Here is a 25,542-nt window from a genome sequence, read left to right on the forward strand (position 1 = left end):
CCTTGCCGTTGACCTGCACGACGATCTCGACCTCGTCGGCCGCGGCGAGCGCCGGGTCGAAGGTCGGCCACTCCTCGCGGTGTACCGACCGATCGTGTCCCAGCACTTCGCGCCACAACTCCTCGGCCATGTGTGGCGCGAAGGGGGCGATCAGCAGGGTGAGCGTCTCGGCCACGTCGCGCTCGAGCAGGCTGTCGCGCGCGCCCTCGGCCACCGCGCGCCGGTAGTCACCGGCAGCGTTCAGCAGCTCCATCATTGCCGAGAGCGCGGTGTTGAAGCCGAACCGCTCGATGTCTGAGGTGACCTTGCCCACCACGCGATGCCGTTCGCGGCGCAGGATCGCTGACGCGGGATCGTCGGTTGCGGCATCGGCGCTCCCGGAGGCGTCGCCCACGTCGGTCACATACCTCCAGAACCGACTGAGGAACCGCCACATGCCCTCGAGACCGTCCTGGTTCCAATCCAGGTCCTTGTCGGGCGGCGCCATGAACAGGATGAACGCGCGCAGCGCGTCGGCGCCATAGCGGGCGACCATGTCCTCGGGAGCCACCACATTGCCCCTCGACTTGGACATCGTCTCGCCGTCCTTCTTCACCATGCCTTGCGTGAGCAGGTTGGTGAAGGGCTCGTCGAAGCCGAGCAACCCCATATCGCGCAGGACCTTGGTGAAGAAGCGCGAGTACAGCAGGTGCAGAATCGCGTGCTCGATGCCGCCGATGTACTGGTCGACCGGCATCCAGTAGTCGGCCTTGTCCCGGTAGAACGGCGACTTACCGTTGCGGGCGTCGCAGTAGCGCAGGTAGTACCAGCTCGAGCACGTGAACGTGTCCATCGTGTCAGTCTCACGCCGCGCGGGATCGCCGCACACCGGACACGTCGTCTCGTAGAACTCCGGATGATCGGCGAGCGTCTCGCCCTTGGTCACATCGATGTCCATCGGCAGAAGCACCGGCAACTGCTCCTCCGGCACCGGATGCAGCCCGCAGTCCGGGCAGTGAATCGCCGGAATCGGGTTGCCCCAGTAGCGCTGCCTGCTGATGAGCCAGTCGCGCAGCCGGAAGTTGATGGCCTCGTGACCGCGTCCGCCCTCGGCGAGCCAGGCGGTCACCGCGCGCACGCCCTCGCCACCTTTGCCTGTCGGCAGACCCGTGAACTCGCCCGACTGCACCATGATGCCGTCGCCGGCATACGCCTCGGCCCACGGAACCTCGTTGAGCACGCGCTCCTTCACGCCCGCGAGCTCCGTCAGCAGCGGATCGTCCTCGGCCACCACCACCGGCGGGATCGGCAGCCCATACTGGCGCGCGAACTCGAAGTCGCGCTGGTCACCGCAGGGCACGGCCATGACCGCGCCGGTGCCGTACTCCATGAGCACGTAGTCGCTCACCCACACCGGCACCTTCTCGCCGTTTACGGGGTTGACCACGTAGCGGCCGGTGAAGGCGCCGCTCTTGACGCGCTCGCCCAGCTGGCGCTCGACGGCCGTCTCGCGCGCTGCTGATGCGACCACCGCCATGACGGCGTCCTCGTACTCGGTGCCCGCCACGAACTCCTTAACGCGCGGGTGCTCCGGCGCGAGCAGGAAGAACGAGCAGCCAAAGAGCGTGTCCGGGCGTGTCGTGAAGACGGTCATCTGCTCGCCGCAGGGCTCGCCGTCGGCGTCACACAGCTCGAAGTCCACGTGCGCGCCCTCGCTGCGTCCTATCCAGTTCGCCTGCATCGTCTTGACGCGCTCGGGCCAGCCCGGCAGCGTGTCGAGGTCGTCGAGCAGCTCTTGGGCGTAGTCGGTGATCTTGAAGTACCACTGCTCCAGCTCGCGTTTGGTGACGGCGCTCTTGCAGCGCCAGCACACGCCGTCGCCCAGCACCTGCTCGTTGGCGAGCACGGTCGCGCAGTCGGGACACCAGTTGACCGGCGAAGACTTGCGCTCGACCAGGCCCCGTTCCCACATCTTGAGGAAGATCCACTGGCCCCAGCGGTAGTACGCGGGGTCGCACGACTTCACGGTGCGGTCCCAGTCATACGAGAAGCCCATGCGCTTGAACGACGCTGCCTGTGTCTCGATGTTGGCGTACGTCCACTTCGCAGGGTGTGAGTTGCTCTTGATGGCGGCGTTCTCAGCCGGCAGACCGAAGGCGTCCCAACCGATGGGATGCAGCACGCTGAAGCCAGCCATCCGGGCGTGGCGGGCCACCACATCGCCGATCGTGTAGTTGCGCACGTGGCCCATGTGGATATCGCCCGAGGGGTACGGAAACATCTCCAGCACATACTTCTTCGGCCTGTCGGGGTCCTCGACGGCACGGTCGGCGCCAGTGGCCTCCCAGGCGGCCTGCCACTTCGGCTCGATAGCGTGTGGATCGTACTTGCGGTCGCTCACGAACGGCGCCCTTCCGGTCGGTGTCTCACGTGCCGCCTCGCGGCCCGCGCGGTAGGAGTGATTCTAGCCGACCACGCGACCGACCGCCTCACGCCCTCCGGCTCAGCAGCCCGCGCAGCCAGTACACCCAGAAGGCAGGTATCTCACGCGCAACGAAGGCGGGGGTACCCGGAATCGGCTGGAGCGCCGGCGCAGGAACGGTGGCGACATCCTCACCCGCCAACCGAAACGCCATCTTGATGCGCGGCAGATGATAGAACTGGCTGACCGCCATCACCCGCGCGCCCGAGCCGAGCATCTCGATCGTGTTGCGCACGGTGGCATCGGTGTTCTCGCCTGCATAGTCGATCTCGATGGCCGCCTGAGGCACACCGCGTGCGATGGCGTACTGCGCCATCGCGGCCGCCTCATCCGTTCCGTTGTCGTCGATGCCGCCCGACATGATGACAAGCGGGGCCAGGCCCTCTTCGTGCAGCCCGACCGCTGCGTCCACGCGATCGCGCAACGAGGACGAGAGCATTCCGTTCTCGTGAACACGCGCGCCGAGCACGACGATGGCATCGGCAGTCCGACGGTAGTCGGTCGTGCCGAAGAACGAGACGTGTGCCAGAGGAAAGAGAAGCGCGAACGCAGCGGTCCACCCCACGACGCCCCAGGTCAGACCCCGGCGTGATTCGACAGGAGGCTCGCCCCACCCGATCAGGAGCGCAAGGGCGATGAAGGCGCCGGCGAGCACAGCGGAGAACGGCGCTCCGACTGCGGGCTCGATGCGCCCCTCGCTCCAGGCACGATAGAAGGTGCCGCTATTGAAGGCCGCGAGGGCTGCGAGCACGGTGCAGCACGCAGCAACCACGTACCGGCCGCGGCTTGACCGCGTCGGTGCGGCAGCCCACACGACAAGGACCACGGCGATCGCCGTCGGCACCAGCGAAGAGAGGGATCCGGGCAGGATCGATGCATCAACCCACCACAGGTTCTCGGTCCCCCGACCGAAAAGCGAGCCCACGGAGTTGGCGAAACCGAAGACCCCGACGAACAAGGCGAATCCGCGTGCGGCCGCGTAGGCGCTGCGCACAACTCGCGTTCGGTTCACTGCCTCGATGCTCCCCCACGTCGGCTCACGAACCCGAATCGTAGCCGAAACGCGGTCGAAGCGACTAGCGCAGCACCACGCCTATCGTCACGCCGAACACGATCGCGATCAATCCCCACTCGCCGACCTGTCGCAGAAAACGAAAACACCCGCCGATTCGGCAGGTGTCCCATGGCAGTGGTGTGGTGGAGCCTAGGGGGATCGAACCCCTGACCTCTTGGCTGCCAGCCAAGCGCTCTCCCAGCTGAGCTAAGGCCCCGTTCACCATCAAAGAGCCGCGTCAAAGCGGCAAGCGGTAGTCTACAAAGCGCCCCTCTTGGGGTCAATAGCGCTCTGGTGCGCAGATGCCTGACCCGAACCGGGCTCGTCGTCAGAGTCGTCGAACAGGCGCGACGGACGGTGCTCGTCCTCGACCACCGGCGCGGCCATGCCCTGCACGCCCGCCTCGAACTCGACCATCTCCGATTCGGGAGCGGCGGCTGCCACCACTTCGCTCGTGATCATTCCGCCCAGCATCAATGACGCACCCGCGACCTCCATCAGTGGCCACACTCCCGCAGCAGCCCAACCGATGACGCCGCCAAACGCAGGCTCGGTGACCAGGATCAGGGCGACTCGAGCAGGTGGCATGCGACGTTGGGCCCAGGTCTGGATGGCGAAGGCGAGTGCGCTGGCCAGAATGCCGCATACCGCTATGGCAAACAGCACGCTTGGCTCCGTCGGCAGGCCTGCATCCTCGGTCAGCAGCGAGATCGAGGCCGTGACCACGGTGACGGTGACGAGCTGCACGAGTGTCAGAGCACCCGTGTCGTGCCGCTCGTCGGTCGAGCCCAGCACGAGCATGTGTGCAGAGTACGCCACCGCGCAGACCACGATCATCGAGTCCCCGAACACCCAGCCGCCCAGTCCGCTCGCGTCCACGCCCGACAACAGCCACAGCCCCGCCAGCGCGAGACCGGCACCCATCAGCGTCGCCGGGCGCGGCATGCGGCGCAAGAACACCGCCTGCGCCAGCGGGACGATCACCACGTAGAGCCCGGTGATGAACGCCGCGCGGGCGGGAGTCGTCGCCGTCTCTCCGTCGAGTCCCCAGGTCTGAAAGATGTAGCCGGCGGTCAGGAAGGCGCCGGCGAAGAGCCCCATTCGCAGGTTCGCGCCATCGAGACGCTTGATACTGCGCGGAAAGATGATTGCGAAGGTCACCGTGGCCAGCGCGAAGCGCCACCCGAGAAAGGCATACATCGGATAGACCGCGATGGCGTCGGCGACGATGACGAATGTGGCACCCCACACCGCCGCCACACCGATGAGCGCTGCGGCGGCACCCGACTTGGAGCCTCTCAGGGTCACCTACGCACCCGTCTCCAGCCCGGGCAACTCCACTCGTGGCGCATCGTTCCACAGCTTCTCAAGGCGATAGAACTCCCGCTCGTCGGGCTGGAAGACGTGAACCACGAAATCCCCGAAGTCGAGGAGCACCCACTTGGCCTCTTCGGTCCCCTCGCGCCCGATGGGCTTGACCCCCGCTTCGAGGCGGACCCGGTCCTCCACTTCGTCGGCGATAGCCCGCACCTGTATGGCCGTGTTTCCGCTGGCTATCACGAAGAAGTCCGTGACCACGAGGGTCTCGGCCACGTTCATAACCACGATATCGGTGGCCTTCTTGTCCGCCGCTGCCATTGCAGCCAAGACGGCTCGTTCCTTGATCTGATCCACGCTGCCCCTTTCGGCGCTCACTTTGGCTTGTAATCCTTGCCTATGATCACTATCACGTCGGTCACATCCGCCGTCGACGTATCGACCACCACGGACCCGATTCCGAGCGCTTTCCTGACCTCTTCACCCCGCGCGAGATCACCACGACGCACCACGATCTCGGTCTTCTTGTAGTTGAAGTCGTCGGCGTTCTTGGTGTCGATCACCCTGAATCCCGACCTGATGAGCACCTGAGCAGCCTGACCGGCGATACCGGGCTTACCCGCGCCGTTGTACACGATGACTCGGGGCGCCTGATCCTCGTCCGTGACGTCCACGCCCCACCACGTCTTGAGCAGGTCGGCGATCTCATCTCGCTGCGGCTCGAAGTACGTCTGGTCTCCCAGTTTGATCGGCTTGACCGGCAGAGGCACCAGCGCGACGCTCTTCTGCGGAATCTTCTCCAGTTCTGAGGTCAGGGAAGCGAGCTCGTCAGCGGACAGGCTACTGCTCACAGCGACGGAAGGCAGCGCTGACACGCTCTGAGAGGAAACGGCGCTCTGATACGCGTCCGCGGGCACCGCAACGTAGTCGACGAACGGAACGGTGAAGAAGTTCGAGACCGTCGAGAGCGCGACATCGGCGCCCGCCTCCCATGCCTCGCCCATGCGTTCGAACCCGCGTCCGGGGATATCGACGAACGCGCCGTCGGGTATCGCGATACCGAAGACCTGACCCGTCGTGCGATCCACACGCACCGCAAGGAAGCCCACTGCCTTGTCACCGTCCACCCCGACGATCAGCACATTCTCTTGGGACAAGCGGTCTCTCTCCTCTGGCGAGGACGCCTTCTCAGCGATTCGCTGGGAGTTCCATCGTACGAAGGTGTTGACTCCGTTGGCGATGAGCAGCAGCACTATCATCGTCAGGCCGACGATCGCGAGTGCCTGCACGATGACGAGCAGTACGTTGCGAAAGCCGCGCGCCCCGCGCGTCGCAGCAAGGGCGACATCGTGCTTCTTCTGCGCCCGCCTGGCGCTCCTGAGGGCCGTCGACCCCCGCCTTGTCTGACGGTAGCCGCTCGGCGTGTCCGGTGCTTCGGGCAGCCGGGAGCGCCTGGGCTTCTCCGCGCTCACGGCCGCCTCCTCGCCACGAGCGTGTTCCAAACCTCTACCGTCAGCGGATGGATCGGCTTCCTTGCCTTGATCAGATGCGAGACGGAGTGGCGATATGCCTCAGCGAACAGCTCCTCGAGTGAGATCGTGCCCGCGGCTTCGCGCAGATCGTCCACACCCTGGTAGTGGCGGCCCGGCTCGATCATATCGGCGACGTAGACGACCATGTCGAGCGGGCCCATGCGCGGGTCGCCGAGGGTGTGTCGCTCGATCGCGGTCAGGACCTCTGAGGACAGCCCGGGGACGGCCTCACGCAGCGCCACCGCGCCGGTACGCGCGTGGAGCAGCCGCGGCGACGCCTCTTCGGCCGCGCTGGTCGGAAGCCCGGCAGCGGCGGCACGTGAGGCGAGCTCGTCGTGCGAGAGTTCGCGGTCCCAATCGTGCAACAATCCGGCAAGACGCGCCTCTTCCGTGTCGACCCCATAGATCAGCGCAAGCTGACCAGCGGCCTGCGAGACCCCGCGACTGTGCGCGAGCGACTTGTCGCCCATGCGCGCCGCGAGTGCCTTGTCCGCCGTTTCATACGAGACGCTCACCGCTCAGCCGGCCTCCCGATACAAGCCGTTCTTCTCGATATAGGTGACCACCGGATCCGGCGTGAGGTAGCGGATCGGACGCCGTGCGGCCACCCGCCTGCGCAGATCCGTCGATGAGATGGCCAGAGCCGGAACCTCAAGGTGCTCGATCCGAAAGCCGGTGGCCGCATCCTCGTGCGCGCGAAGCGCTCCGGTGAGGTCGTACCCGGGCCGGGTGGCCGCGATGAACGTCGCGAGTGCGGCCACGCGCTCAGCATCCTTCCATGCGACGATCTCCCACACGGCATCGGCTCCGGTGATGAAGAACAGGTCGGTCTGGGGTCCATGCACGTCGCGCAGCGCCTCGAGTGTGTCGACCGTGTACGTGACGCCCGGCCTGTCAACCTCAAGGCGGCTGACATCGAAGTCGTCGTTGGCTGCCGTCGCCAAGACCGTCATGAGATAGCGGTGCTCGACGGCGCTCACATTCTGGTCCGACTTCATAGCAGGCTGTCCGGTGGGCATGAAGACGACGCGATCGAGGTTGAACTGAACCAAGGCCTCCTCGGCGGTGACGAGATGCCCGTAGTGGATGGGGTCGAACGTCCCACCCATGATCCCCAGTCGCGCGCCGCTGATCACTCGCGGATCTGCCCGTCTCCCATCAGCATGTACTTAGTGGACGTGAGGGCGGCAAGACCCATCGGTCCACGCGCGTGCAGCTTCTGGGTGGAGATGCCGATCTCTGCCCCGAGGCCGAACTCGCCTCCGTCGGTGAAGCGCGTAGACGCGTTCACGTAGACTGCCGCCGCATCCACCTCGCGCAGGAAACGCCTCGCGGCGACGTAGTCCGCGGTGACGATGGCCTCCGAGTGCTTGGTGCCGTAGGTGTTGATATGGCGAATGGCCTCATCAAGACCGGACACGACCTTCACGCTCATCTTGAGCTCGTGATACTCGGTGCCCCAGTCCTCTTCAGTGGCAGGCTGGATGCGCATGACCGCGCCCAGACCCCGGGTCTTGTCGTCGGCGTAGAGCGTGACGCCATTGTCCTCAAGCTCCTTGAGAATAGCGGGGAGCATCTGCTCGTACACGCTTTCATCGACGAGCAGTGACTCGGCGGCGTTGCACACGCTGGGGCGCTGACACTTGGCGTTCACGACGATGTGCCGCGCCATCTGCGCGTCCGCGCTTTCGTGGATGTAGACGTGGCAGTTGCCGGTGCCCGTCTCGATCACCGGCACTTTGGCGTTCTCGACGACGCTTCTGATGAGGTTGGCCCCGCCGCGCGGAATCAGCACGTCGATGTAGCCGTGGAGCCCCATCATCTCCTCAGCCGCGGCGTGCTCGGTCGACTCGATGGCCTGAATGCACCCATCAGCGATGCCAGCCCCAACCGCTGCCTCAGACAAGACGCGCGCAAGCGTGAGGTTGCTCTGGTGAGCCATTGAGCCGCCTCGGAGAATGACGGCGTTTCCGGTCTTGATGCACAGTCCCGCTGCGTCAGCGGTGACGTTGGGGCGCGCCTCGTAGATCATGCCGACCACGCCAAGCGGTACTCGCACCTTGGTCAGCTCGATGCCGTTCGGCATGATGTTGCCCTCGATGACCTCGCCTATCGGATCCGGCAGGAGCGAGAGAGCCTTGAGCGCTTCGGACATGCTCTTGAGACGCGCCGGATTAAGCTCCAGCCGATCGATGAGCCCCTCCGGTGTGCCCTTCGCACGCGCAGCAGCGATATCTGCCTCGTTCGCCGCCAGAATCTGGTCCTGCTTGGAGGTGAGGGCGTGCGCCATCACGAGCAGGGCGCGGTTCCGGGCGCCCGCAGACGTGATTCCCAGCGTCCGTGCAGCCTCTCGAGCGCGCAGTGCGAGGTTCATGACCTCCGACATCGAACCGCTCCTCTCAAACACACCCTGGCGAGCACCCCTGCGGCGTACCCGCCCTACAGCACCGCAAGACTATCGCGGTGCACGACATCCCTGCCTGCGAGCTGCGGAAACCGCTCCGCGATCTCGGAGGACTTCAAGCCCTTGACCTGCTCCAGATCGTCGGACCCGAGCCCCGTGAGGCCGCGCGCGACGATCGCATTCGACAGGTCTTTCAATACTACCGCATCGCCCGCAGCGAAATCGCCGCTCACACGCACGACTCCGGCAGGTAGCAGCGATGCCTCTCGCTCCAGAAGAGCGCGCTTGGCGCCGTCGTCTATCACGATCTCGCCGGCCGGCCTGCGCCCGAGCGCGATCCACAGCTTGCGCGCGCCGAGCGAACCCTCCCCCGGCGAGAACACGGTCCCGCACGCCTTGCCTGCGGCTGCGTCGGTCACGACGTCTGCCTGACGCCCGTCGCACACCACCAGAGGGATGCCGGCCTTCATCAGAACCCGGGCTGCGTCGAGTTTCGTCGCCATGCCACCGCTACCGGAGACGCTGCCCGATCCCCCCGCCGCGGCGATGAGGTCTTCGGTGAGCTCGTCGACATGCTCGAGCAGACGCGCCTCATCGGTGGTCCGGGGGTCTGCGTCGTAGAGTCCTTCGATGTCCGAGAGCAAGATCACGAGGGTCGCGCCGACCATGGTAGCCACCAGCGCGGCCAGCGTATCGTTGTCGCCGAACCGGATCTCGTCGACAGCGACGGTGTCGTTCTCGTTGACAACCGGGACCACTCCGACGGCGATGAGCCGCTCGAGGGTGTCTCGTGCGTGCAGGAACGCCTCGCGATGTCCGGTGTCGTGACGAGTCAGGAGTACCTGCCCGATGGTCACGCCCCGCTCAGCAAAGAGCGCGGCGTAGCACTCGACCAGCGCAACCTGACCGACGGAAGCCGCCGCCTGCAAGGACGGCATGTCCGTGGGCCGCGACGTCATCCCCAAACGATCCACGCCCGCAGAGATCGCGCCGCTCGTCACGAGCACCGGCTCGATCCCGGACTCCCGCAGATCGCATATCTGGGCCACCAGCGTGCGGGCGTATGCGATATCGATCGGCCCGCCGTCAGGAGCGAGCGTCGAGGAGCCGACCTTGACTACCACCCGCTGCGTCACGACCCCTCCACCTGACCGACCGTCTCAACGTCGTCCACCAGGTCGATGTCGGGCTCGGCCTCGATGAACTCGATCTCAGGGTCTGACTCGAGCCCTGTATCGAAATCGAAGCTCCTCCCGGCGATGCGGATCTCGTCGCCATCGACCGCGCCCGCCTCGGCAAGTGCGCGCTCGACCCCCGCACGCACAAGACGCTTCTGGAGGAACGCCACGCCCTCCTCGTTGTCCCATTCGGTCGTGATGACCATGCGCTCGACGCCGCGCCCCTCGACCTCGAACACGCCGCCGCCGAGGTTGCGCACCGTGAACTCGCGCACCCGCTTGGGACGGTAGGTGTAGACCGCTTCAGGGACCTCGTGTTGTGCCACTGCGCTGCGCAGCTCGAACACCCGCTCGGCGAGCGAGCGAATGAGCGGGTCGATTCCGGCACCGGTGATCGCGGAGACCTCGAAGTAGGGCACCTCATCGATGCGAGCGCGTTCGCGCAAGGCCTCCGAGGCCACTTCAGCACCCTCGACGTCAGCCTTGTTCCCCACGATGACGCGGGGTCGGCTCTCAAGCTCGGCGGCGTGCATGGCCAACTCGTGATTGATGATCTCGTAGTCTTCGAGCGCGTCTCGACCCTCCCACCCTCCGGACAGGTCGACCACGTGCACGATCAGCGCCGTACGCTCGATGTGACGCAGGAACGCATGCCCAAGCCCCTTACCCTCATGTGCACCCTCGATGAGGCCAGGCACGTCGGCGACCACGAAGCTGCGCTCGCCCGCACGGGCGACCCCGAGGTTCGGGATAAGCGTGGTGAACGGGTAGTCGGCGATCTTGGGGCGCGCCGCACTCATGCGAGCGATCATCGAGGACTTGCCCACGCTCGGCATGCCCACCAGCGCGACATCGGCGAGCAACTTGAGCTCGAGGATGAGAGAGCGCTCCTCGCCCGGCTCACCGAGTTCGGCGAAAGAGGGAGCGCGTCGCGTAGGAGTGGTGAAGTGCGGGTTGCCGCGTCCACCGTGACCGCCCTCGGCAATGATCAGTCGCTGAGCCGGGTGCGTGAGATCCCCGAGCTGTTCGCCGGTATCGGCATCGCGCACGACGGTACCCAACGGCACGCGCAGCGACAGCACCTCGCCCCGGGCCCCGTCCAGCCGACTTCCCTTGCCGTGCGTGCCACGCGTCGCCTTGAAGTGGTGCTTGAAGCGGTAGTCGATCAGCGAGGACAGCGACCCGTCGGCCACGAGCACCACGTCACCACCGCGTCCGCCATCACCGCCATCGGGCCCGCCCTTCGGCACGTGCGCCTCGCGTCGGAACGACATGCAGCCAGCCCCGCCGTCACCTGCTTTGACATGTATCGTCACCTGGTCGATGAACACCTGTGCACGCCTGCCTAATCGAGTCGAACCGGTCAGTCGTCATACTATGAAAACGAGCCCCCCGCTTTGCTTCGACAGCCAAGGCGGAGGGCTCGATATCGTGCGTGAGCGCAAAGCTCGGTCGGGCGTATCCGCTAGCCCTCGAGCGGTCGAACGTGAACGCGCCGCTTGAGGCCGCGTGTGAACTCGACAATACCGTCACGCAGAGCGAACAGCGTGTCGTCGCCGCCGCGTCCCACACCGTCGCCGGGGTGGAAATGCGTTCCGCGCTGGCGCACGATGATCGTGCCCGTACCGACGGTCTCACCAGCGTACCGCTTGACCCCGAGGCGCTTCGCCCGGGAATCGCGGCCGTTCTTGGTGGAGCCGAGACCCTTCTTATGAGCCATTCCTGATCCCTACCCTCGACTACTCGGCGGTCTCGGGGGCCTCGGTCGCAACGGCGACCGGCTCCTCGACCTTCGCGGCGGCCTTCTTCTTGGGAGCGGCCTTCTTCTTGGCCTCACCCGCGGCGACGTCCGTGATACGAACGCGCGTCAGATTCTGACGATGACCCTTGAGGCGCTTGTAGCCCTTGCGCTTCTTGAACTTGAAGATGACGGCCTTCTCGCCCTTGTAGTGCTCGACGACCTCACCCGTGACGGTGGATGCGGCCAAGGCGTCGACGTCAACCGTGATCTCACCCTCGTTCGCGAGAAAGATGACATCAAACTTCACGCTATCACCGACCGCGGCGTCGAGCTTCTCGACACTCACGACATCGCCGGCTGCGACTTTGAGCTGCTTACCACCGGTGGCAACGACTGCGTACATCAAAGGACCTTTCGTTCGCACTTGTAGACACGCGAGGAGCAATCTTATCAGCCGCTACCAGGACCGTCAACGAATTCCCCTACTGCAACGGCCCCGGGCGTGTCTATGTGTCGGCGCTCACCTGCGGCCAAGCGCTCCCGCACGCCCCTCGATCAGGATGCGCACCTCGGTGGGGGCCGCCTCTTCATCCGGAACGATCGTCACGCGGCACCCGGTCTCGGCGCGCAATGCGGCAACCACGTTGAGGCCCGGCCCCGTCACCAGTCGGAACGTCTCAGGCTCAAGCCCGAACAGATAGGCGTCGGCCCGACCCGACCTCAAGACGTCGCGCATGCGTCGCTCCACCGTGATGCGGCGGGTTGTATGGGAGACGATGCGCCCGTCTCCACCGCACGTCGGACACGGTTCGGTCAGAATCCCGTAGAGACCTTCGGTCACGTTCTTCCGCGTGATCTCGACGAGGTTCAGGCGCGACATCTCGCCCAGACGGGTCTTCGTGCGGTCACGACCCAGGGCCGTCGACAGCCGTCCCATGACCAGCTGCCTCGATGCGGCAAGTTCCATGTCGATGAAGTCGATGATGATGATGCCACCGATATCTCGCAGACGCAGCTGTCGAACGGCCTCTTCGGCCGCCTCGAGGTTCGTCTTGAGGATCGTGTCTTCAAGGTTGCGCTTACCGACGAACTTGCCGGTGTTGACGTCGATGGCTGTGAGCGCCTCGGTCTTGTCTATGGTGAGATGGCCGCCGCTCGGGAGATGAACGACCCGCTGTAGGGCGGCGTCGATCGTGCCCTGCACACCGAACGCGTCGAACAGTGATTCGCGATCCCTGTGAAGCACCAACCGCTTCACGAGTGCCGGCGACGTCTTCTTGAGAAACGACGCGACCTTGTCGTAGGTCGGCTTGTCGTCGATCGTGAGGCGCTTGAACTCATCTGAGAAGACGTCGCGTATGAAACGCAGCGCCAGGTCCATCTCGGTGTAGATGATCTCCGGGGCGAGCGACTCGGCCGCGAGGTGGCTCACGCGCTTCCACAGACGCAGCAGGAACTCGAGGTCGGTCTCCAGGTCGCGGCCGGAGACACCCTGGGCGACGGTGCGCACGATGATACCCGTGCCCTGCGGTACCTTAGGCGCCACGATGTCATGCAGCCGTTCGCGCTCTTCATCGGCGATCTTCTTGGAGACGCCGACGAAGTTCGAGAACGGCATGAGGACGAGGAAGCGTCCCGGCAGGGTGACCTCGGTCGTCACGCGGGCACCCTTGGTCCCCATGGGGTCCTTGACCACCTGCACGATGATCGTCTGGCCGACCCTGAGAAGCTGGGCGATCGGCCGACGTGGCACGCCCTCGACGCCCTCGGGGTCGACGACCTCGTCGACGTAGAGGAACGCGTTCTTCTCAAGCCCGATGTCCACGAACGCCGCCTGCATACCGGGCAGAACGTCGGTCACCTTGCCGAGGTAGACGTTGCCCGCCACGCTGCGGCGCGGACGTTCGATATACAGTTCGACAAGCTCACGATCCTCGAGTAGCGCTACTCGGGTCTCGTTGTTGTCATGCGAGATGAGCATCTCGCGGGCCACATCGGCCACTGGTCCCACTCCCGTCACATAGGACGCGACCAGACCGCCTCATCACTCTCGACGAGCGTATCGGTGCGCGTCGTGCGCAAAGCGGTCGGCTCGATGCCGACACGGGAGAGAGCGAACCTCACGAGCGCCTCAGGGCGAAGGGCCCCGTCAGGGCCCATGCGGATGGCGAGGTCGATATCGACTCCGCCCTCCCGACCAACGGTACGCGGTTCCTTCGGGATACTGCGCACCAGGTCGTAAACCTTCGTTTTGCCCTTGCGTTCGATTGAGAACTCGCGCTCCTCCATGACCTGCGAGAGCGCCGCCTGCACCTGGCTGTCCTCGATGCCTTTCCCATCGATCTCGACGCGATACATCCCTATAGTCAACGCCGCGGTCAGCGATGCCAGGTCGTTGCCGACGAAGCGAGCCTCACGAGGCGCAAGATCCTCAGGTGACGAGCGCACGAGCGTGTCGAGCACATCATCAGCGCTAGTGTAGCGCGTCAACCACACATCGAGGTACTCATTCTGACCAGCGGTTCCCACCGGTAGTGCGGGCCCAAACGCCACTTTCATGTGGGGGTTGAAGCCCTGGGTGACCGCGTAGGGAAGGTTCGCACGGCGCAGCGAGCGCTCCAGCGCATGGACAACCTCAAGGTGCGAGAGGTGGCGCAACCGACCGGTCTTGCCGTAGCGGACGCGGAGTCGATACTCGCCGGGCGTCACGAGCGCACTCCCCCGACGACGATATCGACTCCCAGGTCACCGCAGACGTCGCAACCCGTACAGCTGGTGAAGCTGCAGTCCGGCGTGGTCTGCTCGCAGAAGGCGAGGTTCCGCTCGCTCTCTAGGTACGCACGAGAAACGCCCGCAGAGATATGCTCCCAGGGAAGCGGCTCATCGAGGGAACGCTCGCGATTCGCGATTGCGGCGGGGTCGACCCCTACCTCTTCGAACGCCCCGAGCCAGCGGCCCAGGTCGAATCGCTCCGTCCACGCGTCGAACACCGCGCCGCCACGCCAGGCTGTCTCGACCGCGTCAGCGACCTTTCTGCCGCCACGTGCCATCACGCCCTCAAGAAAGGAGACGTCGGCATCATGCCAATGCAGGTCGACTCCCTTTCTTGGCATAGCCTCCCTCACGATCTGCTGGCGACGCCGAACTTCCTCGAGGCTGACCTGCGCCTCCCATTGGAACGGTGTCTGCACCTTGGGCACGAACGTGGACACGCTCACCGCTATGCGAATCGATCCCCGTTGGGCCGGTGGAGTCGCCGCCCTGGCAGCATCGAGAACGCGCCAGACCAGACTACCGATGGCGCGGACATCCTCGTCGGTCTCGGTGGGCAGCCCAATCATGAAGTAGAGCTTCACGCGCCGCCAGCCCGCCTCGAACGCGCGGGTGACCGTGCCGAGGAGATCCTCGTCGGTCACGTTCTTGTTGATGACATCGCGCAACCGTTGCGTCCCGGCCTCCGGCGCGAACGTGAGCCCGCTCTTGCGTCCGGTGCCGGCGATGAGCCGCGCCATATCCACGCTGAACGCGTCCACCCGAAGCGACGGAAGTGACACCGAGGTTCCGCTTCCCGCAAGGCGGCGAGAGAGACGTCGCAGCACCTCCTCCAGCTGACTGTGGTCGGCGGTGGACAGCGACGTGAGCGAGACTTCGTCGTGGCCCGTGCACGCCAAGCCAGCCAGCGCATCCCTGACGATGGTATCGGGCGAACGTTCCCGCACGGGGCGGTAGACCATGCCGGCCTGACAGAACCGGCACCCGCGCGTACAGCCCCGGAGCACCTCAAGCGCGTACCTGTCGTGCACGACGTCGACGAACGGGACGATGGGGCAGGTGGGCGAGCGTTGAGCATCGAGGTCTGCGACGACACGCTTGACCACGGGAAACGGCGCGCCGTCGGCGACATCGACACCGGAGAAGGACCCATCAGCGCAGTACTGCGGCACGTACAGCGAGGGAACGTACACGCCTTGCACGGTCGCCAGCGCACGAAGAACCTCCTCGCGCGTCGACCCCGCGGCCCGGGCGCTGCGGTGTACCGCCACCATCTCCGCGAGCGCCTCTTCACCTTCGCCGATCAGGATAGCGTCGAAGAACGGCGCAAACGGCTCGGGGTTATAGACGCACGGCCCGCCGCCAACCACCAAGGGGTGCTTGTCATCTCGGTCGGCCGAGCGTACGGGCAGACCGGCAAGGTCGAGTGCTTCGAGAATATTGGTCCACGTCAGCTCGTAGGGCACCGTGATGCCGAACAGGTCGAACGAAGCCACCGGGGCACACGATTCGAGCGAGAAGAGCGGCAGCTTCTCCTCGCGCATCAGCGCGATCAGATCGGCTGCAGGAAGGTAGGCGCGCTCAGCGGCCACATCGTCAAGGGCGTTGAGCTTCTCGTACAGGATTCCGAGCGCTTGGTTCGCCTGCCCGATCTCATAGGTGTCCGGGTAGAGCAGTACCGCACGGTATTCGGCTTGAGGGTGGTGGGAAGCCCCCCATTCGCGGTTGACGTAGCGTGCAGGGCGTTCGATGCGCGACAGCAGTGGTTCGACGCGGGGCCACAGATCGACGTGCGTCACTACTCCCCCGCCTCGGAGACGGGCTCCGGCAGCGCTACCGGGGACGCGGCCGAAGAGGTCGATGAGCCGGGCGCATCGGCGACCCACGCATGTGCGGGAATCGGTTCTCCGCGCCGACGCCTTCGTGCCAATTCGATCGCACGGTCACGCGCGTCGCGCACACGCGCCCCGAGGCCGCTCACGTCGCCGCCGTGCTCGAAGTAGTCGATAGCCGCGTACCCCATGGCGATCGTTCCGCTGTATCCGATACCGGCCTTGAGGGCCCAACCGAAGCCGGGAATGAGCGTGGCGGCTTGGCGCGCGACGGTCCGCATCACGAAGGCCCCACCCACCACCGCCACGAGCTCCTTGGCCCGTTCGGCGCCGAGCGGTTGACCGTACGCCGCCGCGATCTGAAGGAGCATCTTCGCCTGATTCGCGGTCATAAGCGGCATATCTGCGCCCGGGATGATGGCGACCCCGCCGATGATCCCGTTCTGGAGCGCGGTGGCCTTCACCGACTCGGCCGCCACGGCCGTGCGAACGAACGCGAAGTTGGCAGCCAGGGCAAGACGCTTCGTCCCCAAGCGATCGGCCAGCCACTCAGCGAGCTCCTTGACAAGGCCATCCACGTCATCGCCTGCGATCGTATCGAGCAGCGGGTGACCGAGCCGACGGGCGGCCGCATCGCGCTCCTCGCCAAGAACGAGGAGCGCTGTGGGCACGAATCCATCACGTGAGCGCGCCAGTGAGGGCGTGAGCGTGCCGCCGGGTCCCGCTATCGCGATGACCGCGTCCGCGGCATCGTCGACGACCAGGACGTCACCAGGCATGACGGGCTCCACATGAAGTCGAGCGGTACTCATCTGAGGGTGCAGGACCGACTTCAGGGTCGACACGAGCGCCTCGGGCGCCTCGGTGTCGACGAAGACGGCGACGCGCACCGGCTTCTCGCGCTCCTCGCGAACGCGCACGCCGAATCCGAGCAGGTCACGCGCGTCCAGCAGCATTCCCATGTCGTATCTCCCTTAGCCCGCCCGTCGCGACCACACCGACAGGAGCATACCCGTGGCGGCGAGGTTGGTGACCATGAACGATGAACCGAAGCTCATGAAGGGTAGCGGAATCCCCGTGATCGGCATGAGCCCGATCGTCATTCCCACGTTCTCGAATATCTGAAACGTCCACATGCTCATCACGCCCACCACGATGAGTGAACCGAACAGGTCCCTCGACGAAGCGGCGATCTCGAGCGAAGTGAGCAACAGTGCGAGATAGACGGCCAGAAGCATCATCGCTCCCGCGAACCCGAACTCCTCGCCCAGAACGCTGAAGATGAAGTCGGTATGGCGTTCGGGGAGGAAGTTGAGGTTGCCCTGAGTGCTCTTGCCGAGCCCTTTGCCGGTGACTTCGCCCGATCCGATGGCGATCTTGCTCTGCTCCAGGTTGTATCCCGCGCCCGTCGGATCAAGCTTCGGATCCACGAATACGAGCAGCCTGTTGACCTGATACTCCTCGAGAACCCCCGCCCTCAGCACGACACCCGTGAGCACGACACCGACGAGTGCGAACAGCAAGAACCAGCGCGGCTTCAGACCTCCGACCAACAGCATCCCCATCGTGATGGCGATGAACACGAGACCCGTTCCGAGGTCCGGCTGCAGAAGTATCAGACCAAGCGGTACCGCGAGAATGCCCATGATCTTGGCGACGTCGCGGGCCTTGCTGATGGAGCCGTCGTAGCGCGCGATGACTGCCGCCATGATGATGATGGTGACGAGTTTCGCGGGCTCTGAGGGCTGGAACAGCCGGAAACCCGCAATCTGCAGCCAGGACGTCGCGCCGCCCGCTTCGTCGCCGAGACCGGGAATCCGCGGGGACAGGATGAGAAACGCATTGAGAAGCATCAGGGGGCCGATCCACCCTTGGAACTTCCGGTAGTCGATCACCCACGCCACGACGAGCGGGACGAGCCCGACCGCGAGCCCGAGGAGGTGGCGGCGGAACAATGCGTCGCCCGCGTCCATCCCGGACACCGCAGAGCGCACGATGACGCTACCGTAGACCGCCAGCAGTAGGACGCACGCGATCAGCGCGGGATTGACGTTCTTGGTGAGGGATCGCTCCTTCACGCGATCACCGGGAGGGGTCCGTCGCAGTCACGCGCTCGATCTTCTCACCCAGCAGGGCCGCCAGCACCTGCCGCGCTGCCGGGGCGGCCACAGCACCGCCACCGCCACCCTGTTCCACGACGACGGCGACGACGTAACGCGGCTTCGCTGCGGGACCGTACCCGACGAACCAGGCGTAGTCGTCCTTGTTCGCGACCTCCGCGGTACCGGTCTTGCCTGCGATCGGCACCCTGAAGCCGTTGAAGGCGCTCCTGCCGGTGCCCGTACGCGTGACACTCAGAAGTGCCTGCTCCATGATGTCCAGGTTCGACCGGGAGACTTTGGGCGCGAACTCCACTTCTGGTTTCACGGTCAGCACGGGCTTGCCGTCAGTGCCCAGTATCTGGCGCAGCACATGCGGCCGCATCACTTTGCCGTTGTTCGCTATGCCGCCAAAGGTGGTAGCGACCTGGAGCGGCGTGGCCAGCACGTCACCCTGCCCGATCGCCATGTTGACAGTGTCGCCCGGATTCCAGCCCTGATACTCGGGGTAGTCCTCGTTCCAGGCCTTCTTCCAGGCCTTGTCCGGGACACGACCATCCACCTCACCGGGCAAGTCGATGCCGGTCATGCTGCCGTAGCCGAACGAGCGAATGAACGACTGCAGCTTCTCGTCGCCGCCCTTGTAGAAGCTGTGACCGATCTCGTAGAAGACGGTGTCGCACGATTCCTCGATCCCGTCCATGAACGAAACCATGCCGTGACCCGTACGGTTCCAGCACCTCTTCTTCCACTGCGTGCCCATTCCGGTCCAGGTGCCCTCGCAGTCATGCATGGTCCACTGTCCTGTCACGCCATAGGTCAGGCCCGCGAGGCCGGTGAACGCCTTGAATGTCGATGCCGGCGGGTACTGCGCCATCATGGCGCGGTTGGTGAGCGGGTACTCTGAGCTCGTCGAAGTGAGCGAGCGCCACTGCTGCTCTGAGATGCCACCGAGAAACACCGACGGATCGTAGGTGGGCAGGCTGGCCATGGCGAGGACCTCACCGCTCTTGACGTCGAGGGCCACGATCGCGCCGGCCTTTGCGCGATAGAACTTCTCACGCTTCGCATCCTGCATCGCGTCCTTGAGCGCCTTCTCTGCAACCCTTTGCACACGCGAGTCGATAGTCAGACGAATGTCGCGCCCCGGCACCGGATCGACTTCGCTGATGATCCGCTGCGAACGGCCCATCGCGTCCACTTCCATCACGCGCCGTCCGCGATCCCCCTGCAGCGCATTCTCGAAGGAGCGTTCAGCGCCCGCCTTTCCGACGATATCGTTCGGGTCATAGCCCGCGAAATCCGGCTTTGCCAACTCCTCCCGGGAGATCTCACCCGTGTAGCCGAGCACGTGGGAGGCGAGCGTCTTGTTGGGATACTCGCGAATGGCACGGGTGTCGACCTCAACGCCGGGGAACTCAGAAGCGTGTTCGGAGAGGTAGGCCACCGTCTGGAGGGGAACGTCCACGGCTATCACGCGCAGTGACAGCGCGGCCTCTTTGCGGCTGAGCAGCCTCTCGCGGATCTCGGGAACCGACACCTTGAGCAGGTTCGACAGCCGACCCATCATCTCTTCGTCTTCGGCAACCTGAGACGGTGCCAGCACGACATGCGTCGGACGGTTCGTGACGAGTTCGCGGCCATTTCTATCCAAGATGCGACCGCGCGCAGCGACGGTGGTGACCTCACGAACTCGGTTCTGATCGGCCTGCGCGGCGTAGACAGGTCCGGAAAGCACCTGCATGGACCACAGTCGCAGGGCCAAGACGAGCAGAAGCAGCAGAAGAACGCCGCCGAAGACGGCGAAGCGTGGCTTGAGCCTGTGACGAAAGGTGGGCACCGGGAATCCGCCTCACGGAGTGTTGCGCCGGGTTCAGTCAAAGCGACGCGATTGACGTCACGCCAGCCGGCGAAATGTCTTGATCAGGCGCTCTTGGCGCAAGAAGCGGGCCAGCCACGGATAGACGAGCAGGGCTAGTGCCGTATTGTACACCGCCGCAGGCACGGCCTTCGTCAACAAGGCACTCCAGAACGGAATCTCCACACCCAGCAGCGATAACAGCAACATGTAGGCGATCTCGCACACCAGTGCGGTGATGGCGAAGACGGTGAGCGGCTGCAACCACCCTTCAGCGAACATCGCCTCGTGCAAAAGCCCCGCGACGAACCCGGCAAGCGCCAGTACGAGCGCCATCGGGCCCACCGGTCCGGAACCGATGAGGTCGAACATGAGACCGGCGGTGAATCCTACAGCAGCGCCTTCGCCTGAGCCGGTGGTCAGAGCGAGGGTGACCACGACGAGCAGCAGGAAGTTAGGAACCACACCGCCGATGGCCAGATACGGGGCAAGGCCGACCTGAAGGATCGCCGCAACGAACAGCGCGACTGCGGCTGGCACGAACCGAGACATCACTCGCCCCCCGTCGGATCGGACGCCGGCGGATCGCCGATAAGCACCAGCACTTCTTCCAGCCCCGAGGGATCGCCGCCCGGGGTGACCCGGATCAGCTGCTGCAGCGCGCCCGGGTTGCGCTCGACCTCAAGCACCTCCCCGATGACGACACCTTTGGGAAACACCCCGCCCAGCCCGGATGTCATCACGACATCGCCCGGGGTCACCGTTGTGTCGACGCTGACGAAATCGAAGGTGAGCCGCCCATCCAGCGACCCCTTCACCACACCCTCGACGCGGCTGCGCTGAATCATTCCGGCCACACCCGAACGCTGGTCGGTGATGAGTCTCACCTTCGCGGAGGTCTTCGCGACCTCGACCGTCTGACCCAGCAGACCGAACGCGCCCACCACCGGCATTCCCGGCGTGATTCCGTCGTCGGCACCGCGGTCGATGGTGATGATCCCGTCCCATGAGTTGGCCGGACGACCGATCACGTGCGCACCCATCGCCTCGACATCACCCGCGCGCGCGACCTTCACGAGTCCGCGCAATCGCTCGTTCTCGAGTCGCGCCTCTTCGAGCTCAGCCACGGTCACCCTGAGCCGCTGGTTCTGGAGGCGCAACTCCTCGAGCTGGCTTCGGGAGACCCCCAGATCGGATCCCCAGGCGATGAGACCCCTGATCGGACGCGTGACCCACTCCCCGGTCGCGGAGACGGGAGCGGTGCCCGCTTGAACCACACTTCTCAACCGATGCAGCGGACCGGTATCACCTTCACGGAACCACACGGTCATGATCACGATGGCGAGCGCGACGTAGAGCACAACCCAGCGAATGCGCGGTCCTCGTGTCTCGGTTCGCTGGACTCTCATAGCCGCCGGCGGCTAGCGACCGCCTTGGAGCACCTTCTTCAGGGCGTCGATCTCCTCAAGCGCTTGGGCCGACCCATAGACCACGTTCGTCAGAGCACTCTCAGACACATGGACCGGCATGCCCGTCTCATGGCGCAGACGATCGTCCATGCCCTTGAGCAGCGCACCTCCGCCTGTCAGCACTATCCCGTACTCCATGAGGTCGCTCGCGAGCTCAGGAGGCGTCTGCTCGAGGGTGCCCTTGACCGCGGAGATGATCGCGACGATGGGCTCTTCGATTGCTTCGCGAATCTCCTCGGACTCCATGGTGATCGTGCGGGGCAGACCGGTGAGCAGGTCACGACCGCGAACCTCGACGTCGACCTCTTCGAGCAGGGGCCACGCGCTTCCGATCTCGAACTTGATCTCCTCGGCCGTGCGCTCACCGATGAGAACGTTGTACTGCCTCTTGACGTACGCGATGATCGCCTCATCAAACTCGTCGCCGGCGATCCTGATCGACTGCGCGGTCACGATACCGCCGAGGGAGATGACCGCGACCTCGGTCGTGCCGCCGCCGATGTCGACCACCATGGAACCCGTAGGCTCCTGAATGGGAAGACCTGCCCCGATCGCAGCCGCCATCGGCTCCTCGATAAGGTAGGCGTGACGCGCACCGGCCTGCATGGTCGCCTCGAAGACGGCCCGCTTCTCCACCTCGGTGACGCCCGAGGGAACGCAGACGACGACTCGGGGCTTCGGCTGCCACGGGAAGCGCTTCACCCGCGTCTTGTTGATGAAGTACCGCAGCATGGCCTCGGTCACTTCGAAGTCGGCGATGACTCCGTCCTTGAGGGGACGGATCGCAACGATGCTGGCCGGTGTGCGGCCCAGCATGCGCTTGGCGTCAAGGCCGACCGCAAGCACACGCTTGGTGTCCCGCTCGACAGCCACCACCGATGGCTCCAGCAGCACGATGCCTCGTCCTCGGACCGACACGAGCGTGTTCGCGGTACCCAAGTCGACGGCCATATCGCCGCCCCACGAGTTGAAAAACATATCCACAAGCGACACGGTCGCTCAGTCTCCCTTCGAGTCCGGAGCACGTTACGGGTGCACCGGGCGAAACGCACAGCAAGACGGCCCGCTGCTTCTGTGAAGAAGCGCGACGCTCGTCAATCCGCGTGAAGTCTACCATAGGGCAGGCGAGAAGCCGCTGGCAGCAGCGATGACAAGGGGTTACATGAGGCCCAAGTCGCGTAGGCTCGCGTGCTCTCCGCTATCCCCGATCACGACATGATCGAGCACCTCCACCCCCAGTACATCCCCCGCTTTGACCAGCCGCCGCGTGAGCTGGATATCGGCCCCGCTCGGCGTCGGATCGCCGCTGGGATGATTGTGCACAAGCACCACCGACGCTGCTGACGCCTTCAAGGCGTCCTTGAACAACTCCCGAGGATGCACGATGGATGCAGACAGTGAGCCGACCGAAACCTCGATGATCCTCAGAAGCCGGTTCTTCGTGTTGAGCGCAAGGGTCCAGAAGTGTTCGCGGTCTGCACCCCGAAGCTGTGGTCCGCACAGCGAGACCACATCCTCCGGCGTCGCGATCAGCGGGCGTTCATCGAGCACCGATCGGCCGGCCCGCCGACTCATCTCCACGCATGCGAGCAACCGGGCGGCTGCAGCCGGTCCGACGCCACCCGGGCCGACCAGATCGTCGCCCGAGAGGCGCCATAGACACTGAGGCAGGGGGCCTCCGGTCAGCACACCGTTGAGCCGCTTAGCCCCGGCCTCGCCCACCAGCACCGCCAGCAGGCCCTCGTCTGTGACGGACTCGCCGCTACCTGAGAGCAGGATGCTGCGCGGGTCGGTCTGATGCTGGATCGGCTGTCGTGGTGCCATGGGCTGTACTCCTTAGCGTCGAGCACAACGTGACACGTTGGTCCAACCGGTTTCCAAACGAAACGACACCGCCCCGCGCGAGCGGAGCGGTGTCGGGCACCAGCGCAAAACAAGACGAACCAAACACGAGCCGGCCTCGCCATGAAAGCTACGAACCGAAGAAGATGCCGATCTCACGCTCGGCCGACTCGGGCGAGTCCGAGCCATGGATGACGTTCTCATCCATGACAAGCCCAAAGTCGCCGCGGATCGTTCCCGGTGCCGCGTCGGCAGGGTTGGTCACGCCCATGAGCTTGCGACATACCGCAACGGCGTTCGGACCGGCCAGCACCATCTTCACCACCGGTCCTGAGGTGATGTAGGAGACAAGCCCCTCGTAGAATGGCTTGCCCTCATGCTCGACGTAGTTGGCCCCCGCCTGCTCGCGCGTGAGCGTGCCGTACTCCATGCGCTCGATGGTCAGTCCGGCATCCTCGAAGCGGGCGACGATCCTCCCGACGAATCCGCGCCGAACAGCATCCGGCTTGATCATCACGTAGGTCCTCTGATTCACGTGCACATCCTTCCCGTACCTGCTTATCGGACTCAACTCCCGGCGCAACCCTAGCCGCCGCCGGTGGAACGCCAGTCATTGTCGATCCCGTCGACGCGCCACCCTACGCCCTCTCGACTCAGGGTGATTCGATAGTGGAGCGGTGCGCCCTTGTCAGGGGTGATGCTGACGAAGGCGACCGATGTCTCGGCAGCGCGCTTCATCGAGTCGATCGTGAACGACTTGACCTGAGGAGGGACCTTGGCCATCTCCTTGTCGACGTCCTTGTCGGTGACAGCCACCCAGTAGACGGACACGTCACCACCCTGACGGTAGGTATCGAGCATGCCTCCGACCGTCGACTCCTGCGTTGGCCAGCCAAACCCGAGCCAGTACGCGCCACCAAGCGCGCCAACCAACAACACGATGGCGACGCCGATCCATGCGTAGCGTCGAAACATCCCCGCTGCGCCACCCTCGGAGCGTCGTGCGCGGCGCTCTTCGCGGTCACGCACCTTCATCTCGGCCTCTGTCATTCGGAAGAAGTCCTGGACTGACTCCTCGTCGCCGAATCCGGCGTCACCGTCCATCGGGGCCGCACCAGCGGCGGCCGGCTCGAGCTCAGCGGGTGCGAACGTGCCCGCTCCACTCTGCAGGTCCGAACCAAGAGCATCGAGCTCACCCGTCGCCCAGCCGGACGGAGCCATCGGTGCACCGGTCACAACAAGATCACCGGTTTCCCAACCCTCCACCTTGGCACTGGCGGGACGGACCATGGAAAGCGCAGCATCGTAGGCCTGCTGAGCCGGCGCCGACAGTTTGTGTGAGTGGAGCTGCGACGCGCGCTCGAAGGCACGTACCGCCTCGTCGTACTCCCCCATCTGGGTGTAGGCGATTCCTAGGTTCGCGAGCGCCTTGCCGCGACCTGGGTAGTTCTCGAATCCCAGTGCCGCCTTGTAGGCCTCGGCAGCATCAGCCGGGCGCGCAAGAGCCATGAAGCAAAGGCCGAGGTTCACGAGCGCCTTCGCTGGTTCAGGATTCTCAGAGTCGATGGCCGCCTTGCGATACGCAGACGCGGCATCCTCGACGCGTCCGCGCTCCAGAAGGGCCGAAGCCACCCCTTGCCATGCCTTCCAGGGTGTCCGGTAGTCAGGCTCCTCCAGTGCGGCACGATAGGCACGCTCGGACTCCGCGTACTCGCCCTGGCACGCCCATGCCTGACCGAGATTGCCGTGAACAACGCCGCGCCGATCGTACATATCATCGCGAAGTGCGTGACCGTATACCGTCACCGCGTCTTGGTAGCGACGCAGCCGCATGAGCGCGTTGCCGGCCATGTGATAGGCCGATCCGCTGCCCGCCGGGGTCTTGCCCGCGGCGGCCAAGAAACCCTTGGCTGCGGTGCGATAGTCACCGGTGTCGTAGGCGCTCTGCGCTTCCTGGAATCTGGACTGATCCACAGTGGTTGT

At 65.0% G+C, this 25,542-nt stretch carries 24 protein-coding genes and 1 tRNA gene; all 25 read right to left on the minus strand.

Going from position 1 to position 25,542, the window contains the following annotated elements; translation table 11 throughout:
• Window positions 1-2,380 (minus strand): leucine--tRNA ligase (gene leuS / locus U1E26_11745; GenBank protein ID MDZ4170309.1); only part of this gene is annotated, 2,380 nt, incomplete at its 3' end.
• A gap of 88 nt (window positions 2,381-2,468) precedes the next feature.
• Window positions 2,469-3,473, minus strand: a complete 1,005-nt coding sequence (locus U1E26_11750) for a YdcF family protein (GenBank protein MDZ4170310.1) — start codon at window positions 3,471-3,473, stop codon at window positions 2,469-2,471.
• Between the two features lie 183 nt (window positions 3,474-3,656).
• Window positions 3,657-3,732 (minus strand) — tRNA-Ala (locus tag U1E26_11755).
• Window positions 3,733-3,773: 41 nt separating this feature from the next.
• The gene (locus U1E26_11760) at window positions 3,774-4,823 is read right to left on the minus strand and encodes a DMT family transporter (protein ID MDZ4170311.1); all 1,050 of its coding nucleotides are present in this window, start codon (window positions 4,821-4,823) and stop codon (window positions 3,774-3,776) included.
• Window positions 4,824-5,189, minus strand: coding sequence for a ribosome silencing factor (rsfS, locus tag U1E26_11765; protein MDZ4170312.1), 366 nt, complete (start codon window positions 5,187-5,189; stop codon window positions 4,824-4,826). It lies immediately after the preceding gene.
• A 17-nt stretch (window positions 5,190-5,206) separates the two neighbouring features.
• Complete coding sequence (locus tag U1E26_11770) at window positions 5,207-6,304, minus strand: LytR C-terminal domain-containing protein (GenBank protein MDZ4170313.1); 1,098 nt, start codon at window positions 6,302-6,304, stop codon at window positions 5,207-5,209.
• A complete protein-coding gene (gene yqeK / locus U1E26_11775; GenBank protein ID MDZ4170314.1) occupies window positions 6,301-6,879 on the minus strand; it encodes a bis(5'-nucleosyl)-tetraphosphatase (symmetrical) YqeK in 579 nt (192 codons plus the stop codon). The genes U1E26_11770 and yqeK overlap by 4 nt, the downstream gene beginning before the upstream one ends.
• A 3-nt stretch (window positions 6,880-6,882) precedes the next feature.
• Window positions 6,883-7,500 carry a nicotinate-nucleotide adenylyltransferase gene (gene nadD / locus U1E26_11780; protein ID MDZ4170315.1) on the minus strand — a complete coding sequence of 206 codons (618 nt, stop codon included), beginning with the start codon at window positions 7,498-7,500 and terminating at the stop codon, window positions 6,883-6,885.
• A complete protein-coding gene (locus tag U1E26_11785) occupies window positions 7,497-8,750 on the minus strand; it encodes a glutamate-5-semialdehyde dehydrogenase (protein ID MDZ4170316.1) in 1,254 nt (417 codons plus the stop codon). Before U1E26_11785 ends, nadD begins: the two co-directional genes overlap by 4 nt.
• Before the next feature lie 53 nt (window positions 8,751-8,803).
• Window positions 8,804-9,904 (minus strand): glutamate 5-kinase, encoded by a 1,101-nt coding sequence (gene proB, locus U1E26_11790; protein ID MDZ4170317.1) that lies wholly within the window; start codon window positions 9,902-9,904, stop codon window positions 8,804-8,806.
• Complete coding sequence (obgE, locus tag U1E26_11795; GenBank protein ID MDZ4170318.1) at window positions 9,901-11,277, minus strand: GTPase ObgE; 1,377 nt, start codon at window positions 11,275-11,277, stop codon at window positions 9,901-9,903. Before obgE ends, proB begins: the two co-directional genes overlap by 4 nt.
• A 134-nt stretch (window positions 11,278-11,411) precedes the next feature.
• The gene (rpmA, locus tag U1E26_11800; protein ID MDZ4170319.1) at window positions 11,412-11,666 is read right to left on the minus strand and encodes a 50S ribosomal protein L27; all 255 of its coding nucleotides are present in this window, start codon (window positions 11,664-11,666) and stop codon (window positions 11,412-11,414) included.
• 19 nt (window positions 11,667-11,685) lie between these two features.
• On the minus strand, window positions 11,686-12,090 hold the full coding sequence (gene rplU / locus U1E26_11805; GenBank protein MDZ4170320.1) for a 50S ribosomal protein L21: 405 nt from the start codon (window positions 12,088-12,090) through the stop codon (window positions 11,686-11,688).
• A 117-nt stretch (window positions 12,091-12,207) separates the two neighbouring features.
• Window positions 12,208-13,689: an Rne/Rng family ribonuclease gene (locus U1E26_11810; GenBank protein ID MDZ4170321.1), complete on the minus strand. Its 1,482-nt coding sequence runs from the start codon at window positions 13,687-13,689 to the stop codon at window positions 12,208-12,210.
• A 14-nt stretch (window positions 13,690-13,703) separates the two neighbouring features.
• Window positions 13,704-14,396 carry a TIGR03936 family radical SAM-associated protein gene (locus U1E26_11815; protein MDZ4170322.1) on the minus strand — a complete coding sequence of 231 codons (693 nt, stop codon included), beginning with the start codon at window positions 14,394-14,396 and terminating at the stop codon, window positions 13,704-13,706.
• Window positions 14,393-16,258 carry a TIGR03960 family B12-binding radical SAM protein gene (locus tag U1E26_11820; GenBank protein MDZ4170323.1) on the minus strand — a complete coding sequence of 622 codons (1,866 nt, stop codon included), beginning with the start codon at window positions 16,256-16,258 and terminating at the stop codon, window positions 14,393-14,395. Before U1E26_11820 ends, U1E26_11815 begins: the two co-directional genes overlap by 4 nt.
• Entirely contained in the window at window positions 16,258-17,253 is a 996-nt protein-coding gene (locus tag U1E26_11825; protein ID MDZ4170324.1) for a hypothetical protein, read from the minus strand. Before U1E26_11825 ends, U1E26_11820 begins: the two co-directional genes overlap by 1 nt.
• Window positions 17,254-17,265: 12 nt before the next feature.
• Window positions 17,266-18,369, minus strand: a complete 1,104-nt coding sequence (gene rodA / locus U1E26_11830) for a rod shape-determining protein RodA (protein MDZ4170325.1) — start codon at window positions 18,367-18,369, stop codon at window positions 17,266-17,268.
• Window positions 18,370-18,373: 4 nt separating this feature from the next.
• A complete protein-coding gene (gene mrdA / locus U1E26_11835) occupies window positions 18,374-20,230 on the minus strand; it encodes a penicillin-binding protein 2 (protein ID MDZ4170326.1) in 1,857 nt (618 codons plus the stop codon).
• A 57-nt stretch (window positions 20,231-20,287) separates the two neighbouring features.
• Window positions 20,288-20,800 carry a rod shape-determining protein MreD gene (gene mreD, locus U1E26_11840; protein MDZ4170327.1) on the minus strand — a complete coding sequence of 171 codons (513 nt, stop codon included), beginning with the start codon at window positions 20,798-20,800 and terminating at the stop codon, window positions 20,288-20,290.
• Entirely contained in the window at window positions 20,800-21,657 is an 858-nt protein-coding gene (mreC, locus tag U1E26_11845; protein MDZ4170328.1) for a rod shape-determining protein MreC, read from the minus strand. The genes mreD and mreC overlap by 1 nt, the downstream gene beginning before the upstream one ends.
• 12 nt (window positions 21,658-21,669) lie before the next feature.
• Window positions 21,670-22,710: a rod shape-determining protein gene (locus U1E26_11850; GenBank protein MDZ4170329.1), complete on the minus strand. Its 1,041-nt coding sequence runs from the start codon at window positions 22,708-22,710 to the stop codon at window positions 21,670-21,672.
• A gap of 165 nt (window positions 22,711-22,875) precedes the next feature.
• Window positions 22,876-23,541, minus strand: coding sequence for a DNA repair protein RadC (radC, locus tag U1E26_11855; protein MDZ4170330.1), 666 nt, complete (start codon window positions 23,539-23,541; stop codon window positions 22,876-22,878).
• Between the two features lie 148 nt (window positions 23,542-23,689).
• A complete protein-coding gene (gene ndk / locus U1E26_11860; protein ID MDZ4170331.1) occupies window positions 23,690-24,094 on the minus strand; it encodes a nucleoside-diphosphate kinase in 405 nt (134 codons plus the stop codon).
• Between the two features lie 50 nt (window positions 24,095-24,144).
• The gene (locus U1E26_11865; protein MDZ4170332.1) at window positions 24,145-25,533 is read right to left on the minus strand and encodes a tetratricopeptide repeat protein; all 1,389 of its coding nucleotides are present in this window, start codon (window positions 25,531-25,533) and stop codon (window positions 24,145-24,147) included.
• Window positions 25,534-25,542 lie beyond the last annotated feature (9 nt).

This window comes from Coriobacteriia bacterium, assembly GCA_034370385.1.
Taxonomy (GTDB): domain Bacteria; phylum Actinomycetota; class Coriobacteriia; order Anaerosomatales; family PHET01; genus JAXMKZ01.

Coding starts and splice junctions, on each gene's coding strand:
- mreC (MDZ4170328.1), bottom strand. CDS start 21,657: ATGAGAGTCCAGCGAACCGAGACACGAGGACCGCGCATTCGCTGGGTT.
- U1E26_11825 (MDZ4170324.1), bottom strand. CDS start 17,253: ATGGGAATGCTGCTGGACGCGCGTGACCTGCTCGGATTCGGCGTGCGC.
- rplU (MDZ4170320.1), bottom strand. CDS start 12,090: ATGTACGCAGTCGTTGCCACCGGTGGTAAGCAGCTCAAAGTCGCAGCC.
- rpmA (MDZ4170319.1), bottom strand. CDS start 11,666: ATGGCTCATAAGAAGGGTCTCGGCTCCACCAAGAACGGCCGCGATTCC.
- mreD (MDZ4170327.1), bottom strand. CDS start 20,800: ATGTCTCGGTTCGTGCCAGCCGCAGTCGCGCTGTTCGTTGCGGCGATC.
- radC (MDZ4170330.1), bottom strand. CDS start 23,541: ATGGCACCACGACAGCCGATCCAGCATCAGACCGACCCGCGCAGCATC.
- U1E26_11785 (MDZ4170316.1), bottom strand. CDS start 8,750: ATGTCGGAGGTCATGAACCTCGCACTGCGCGCTCGAGAGGCTGCACGG.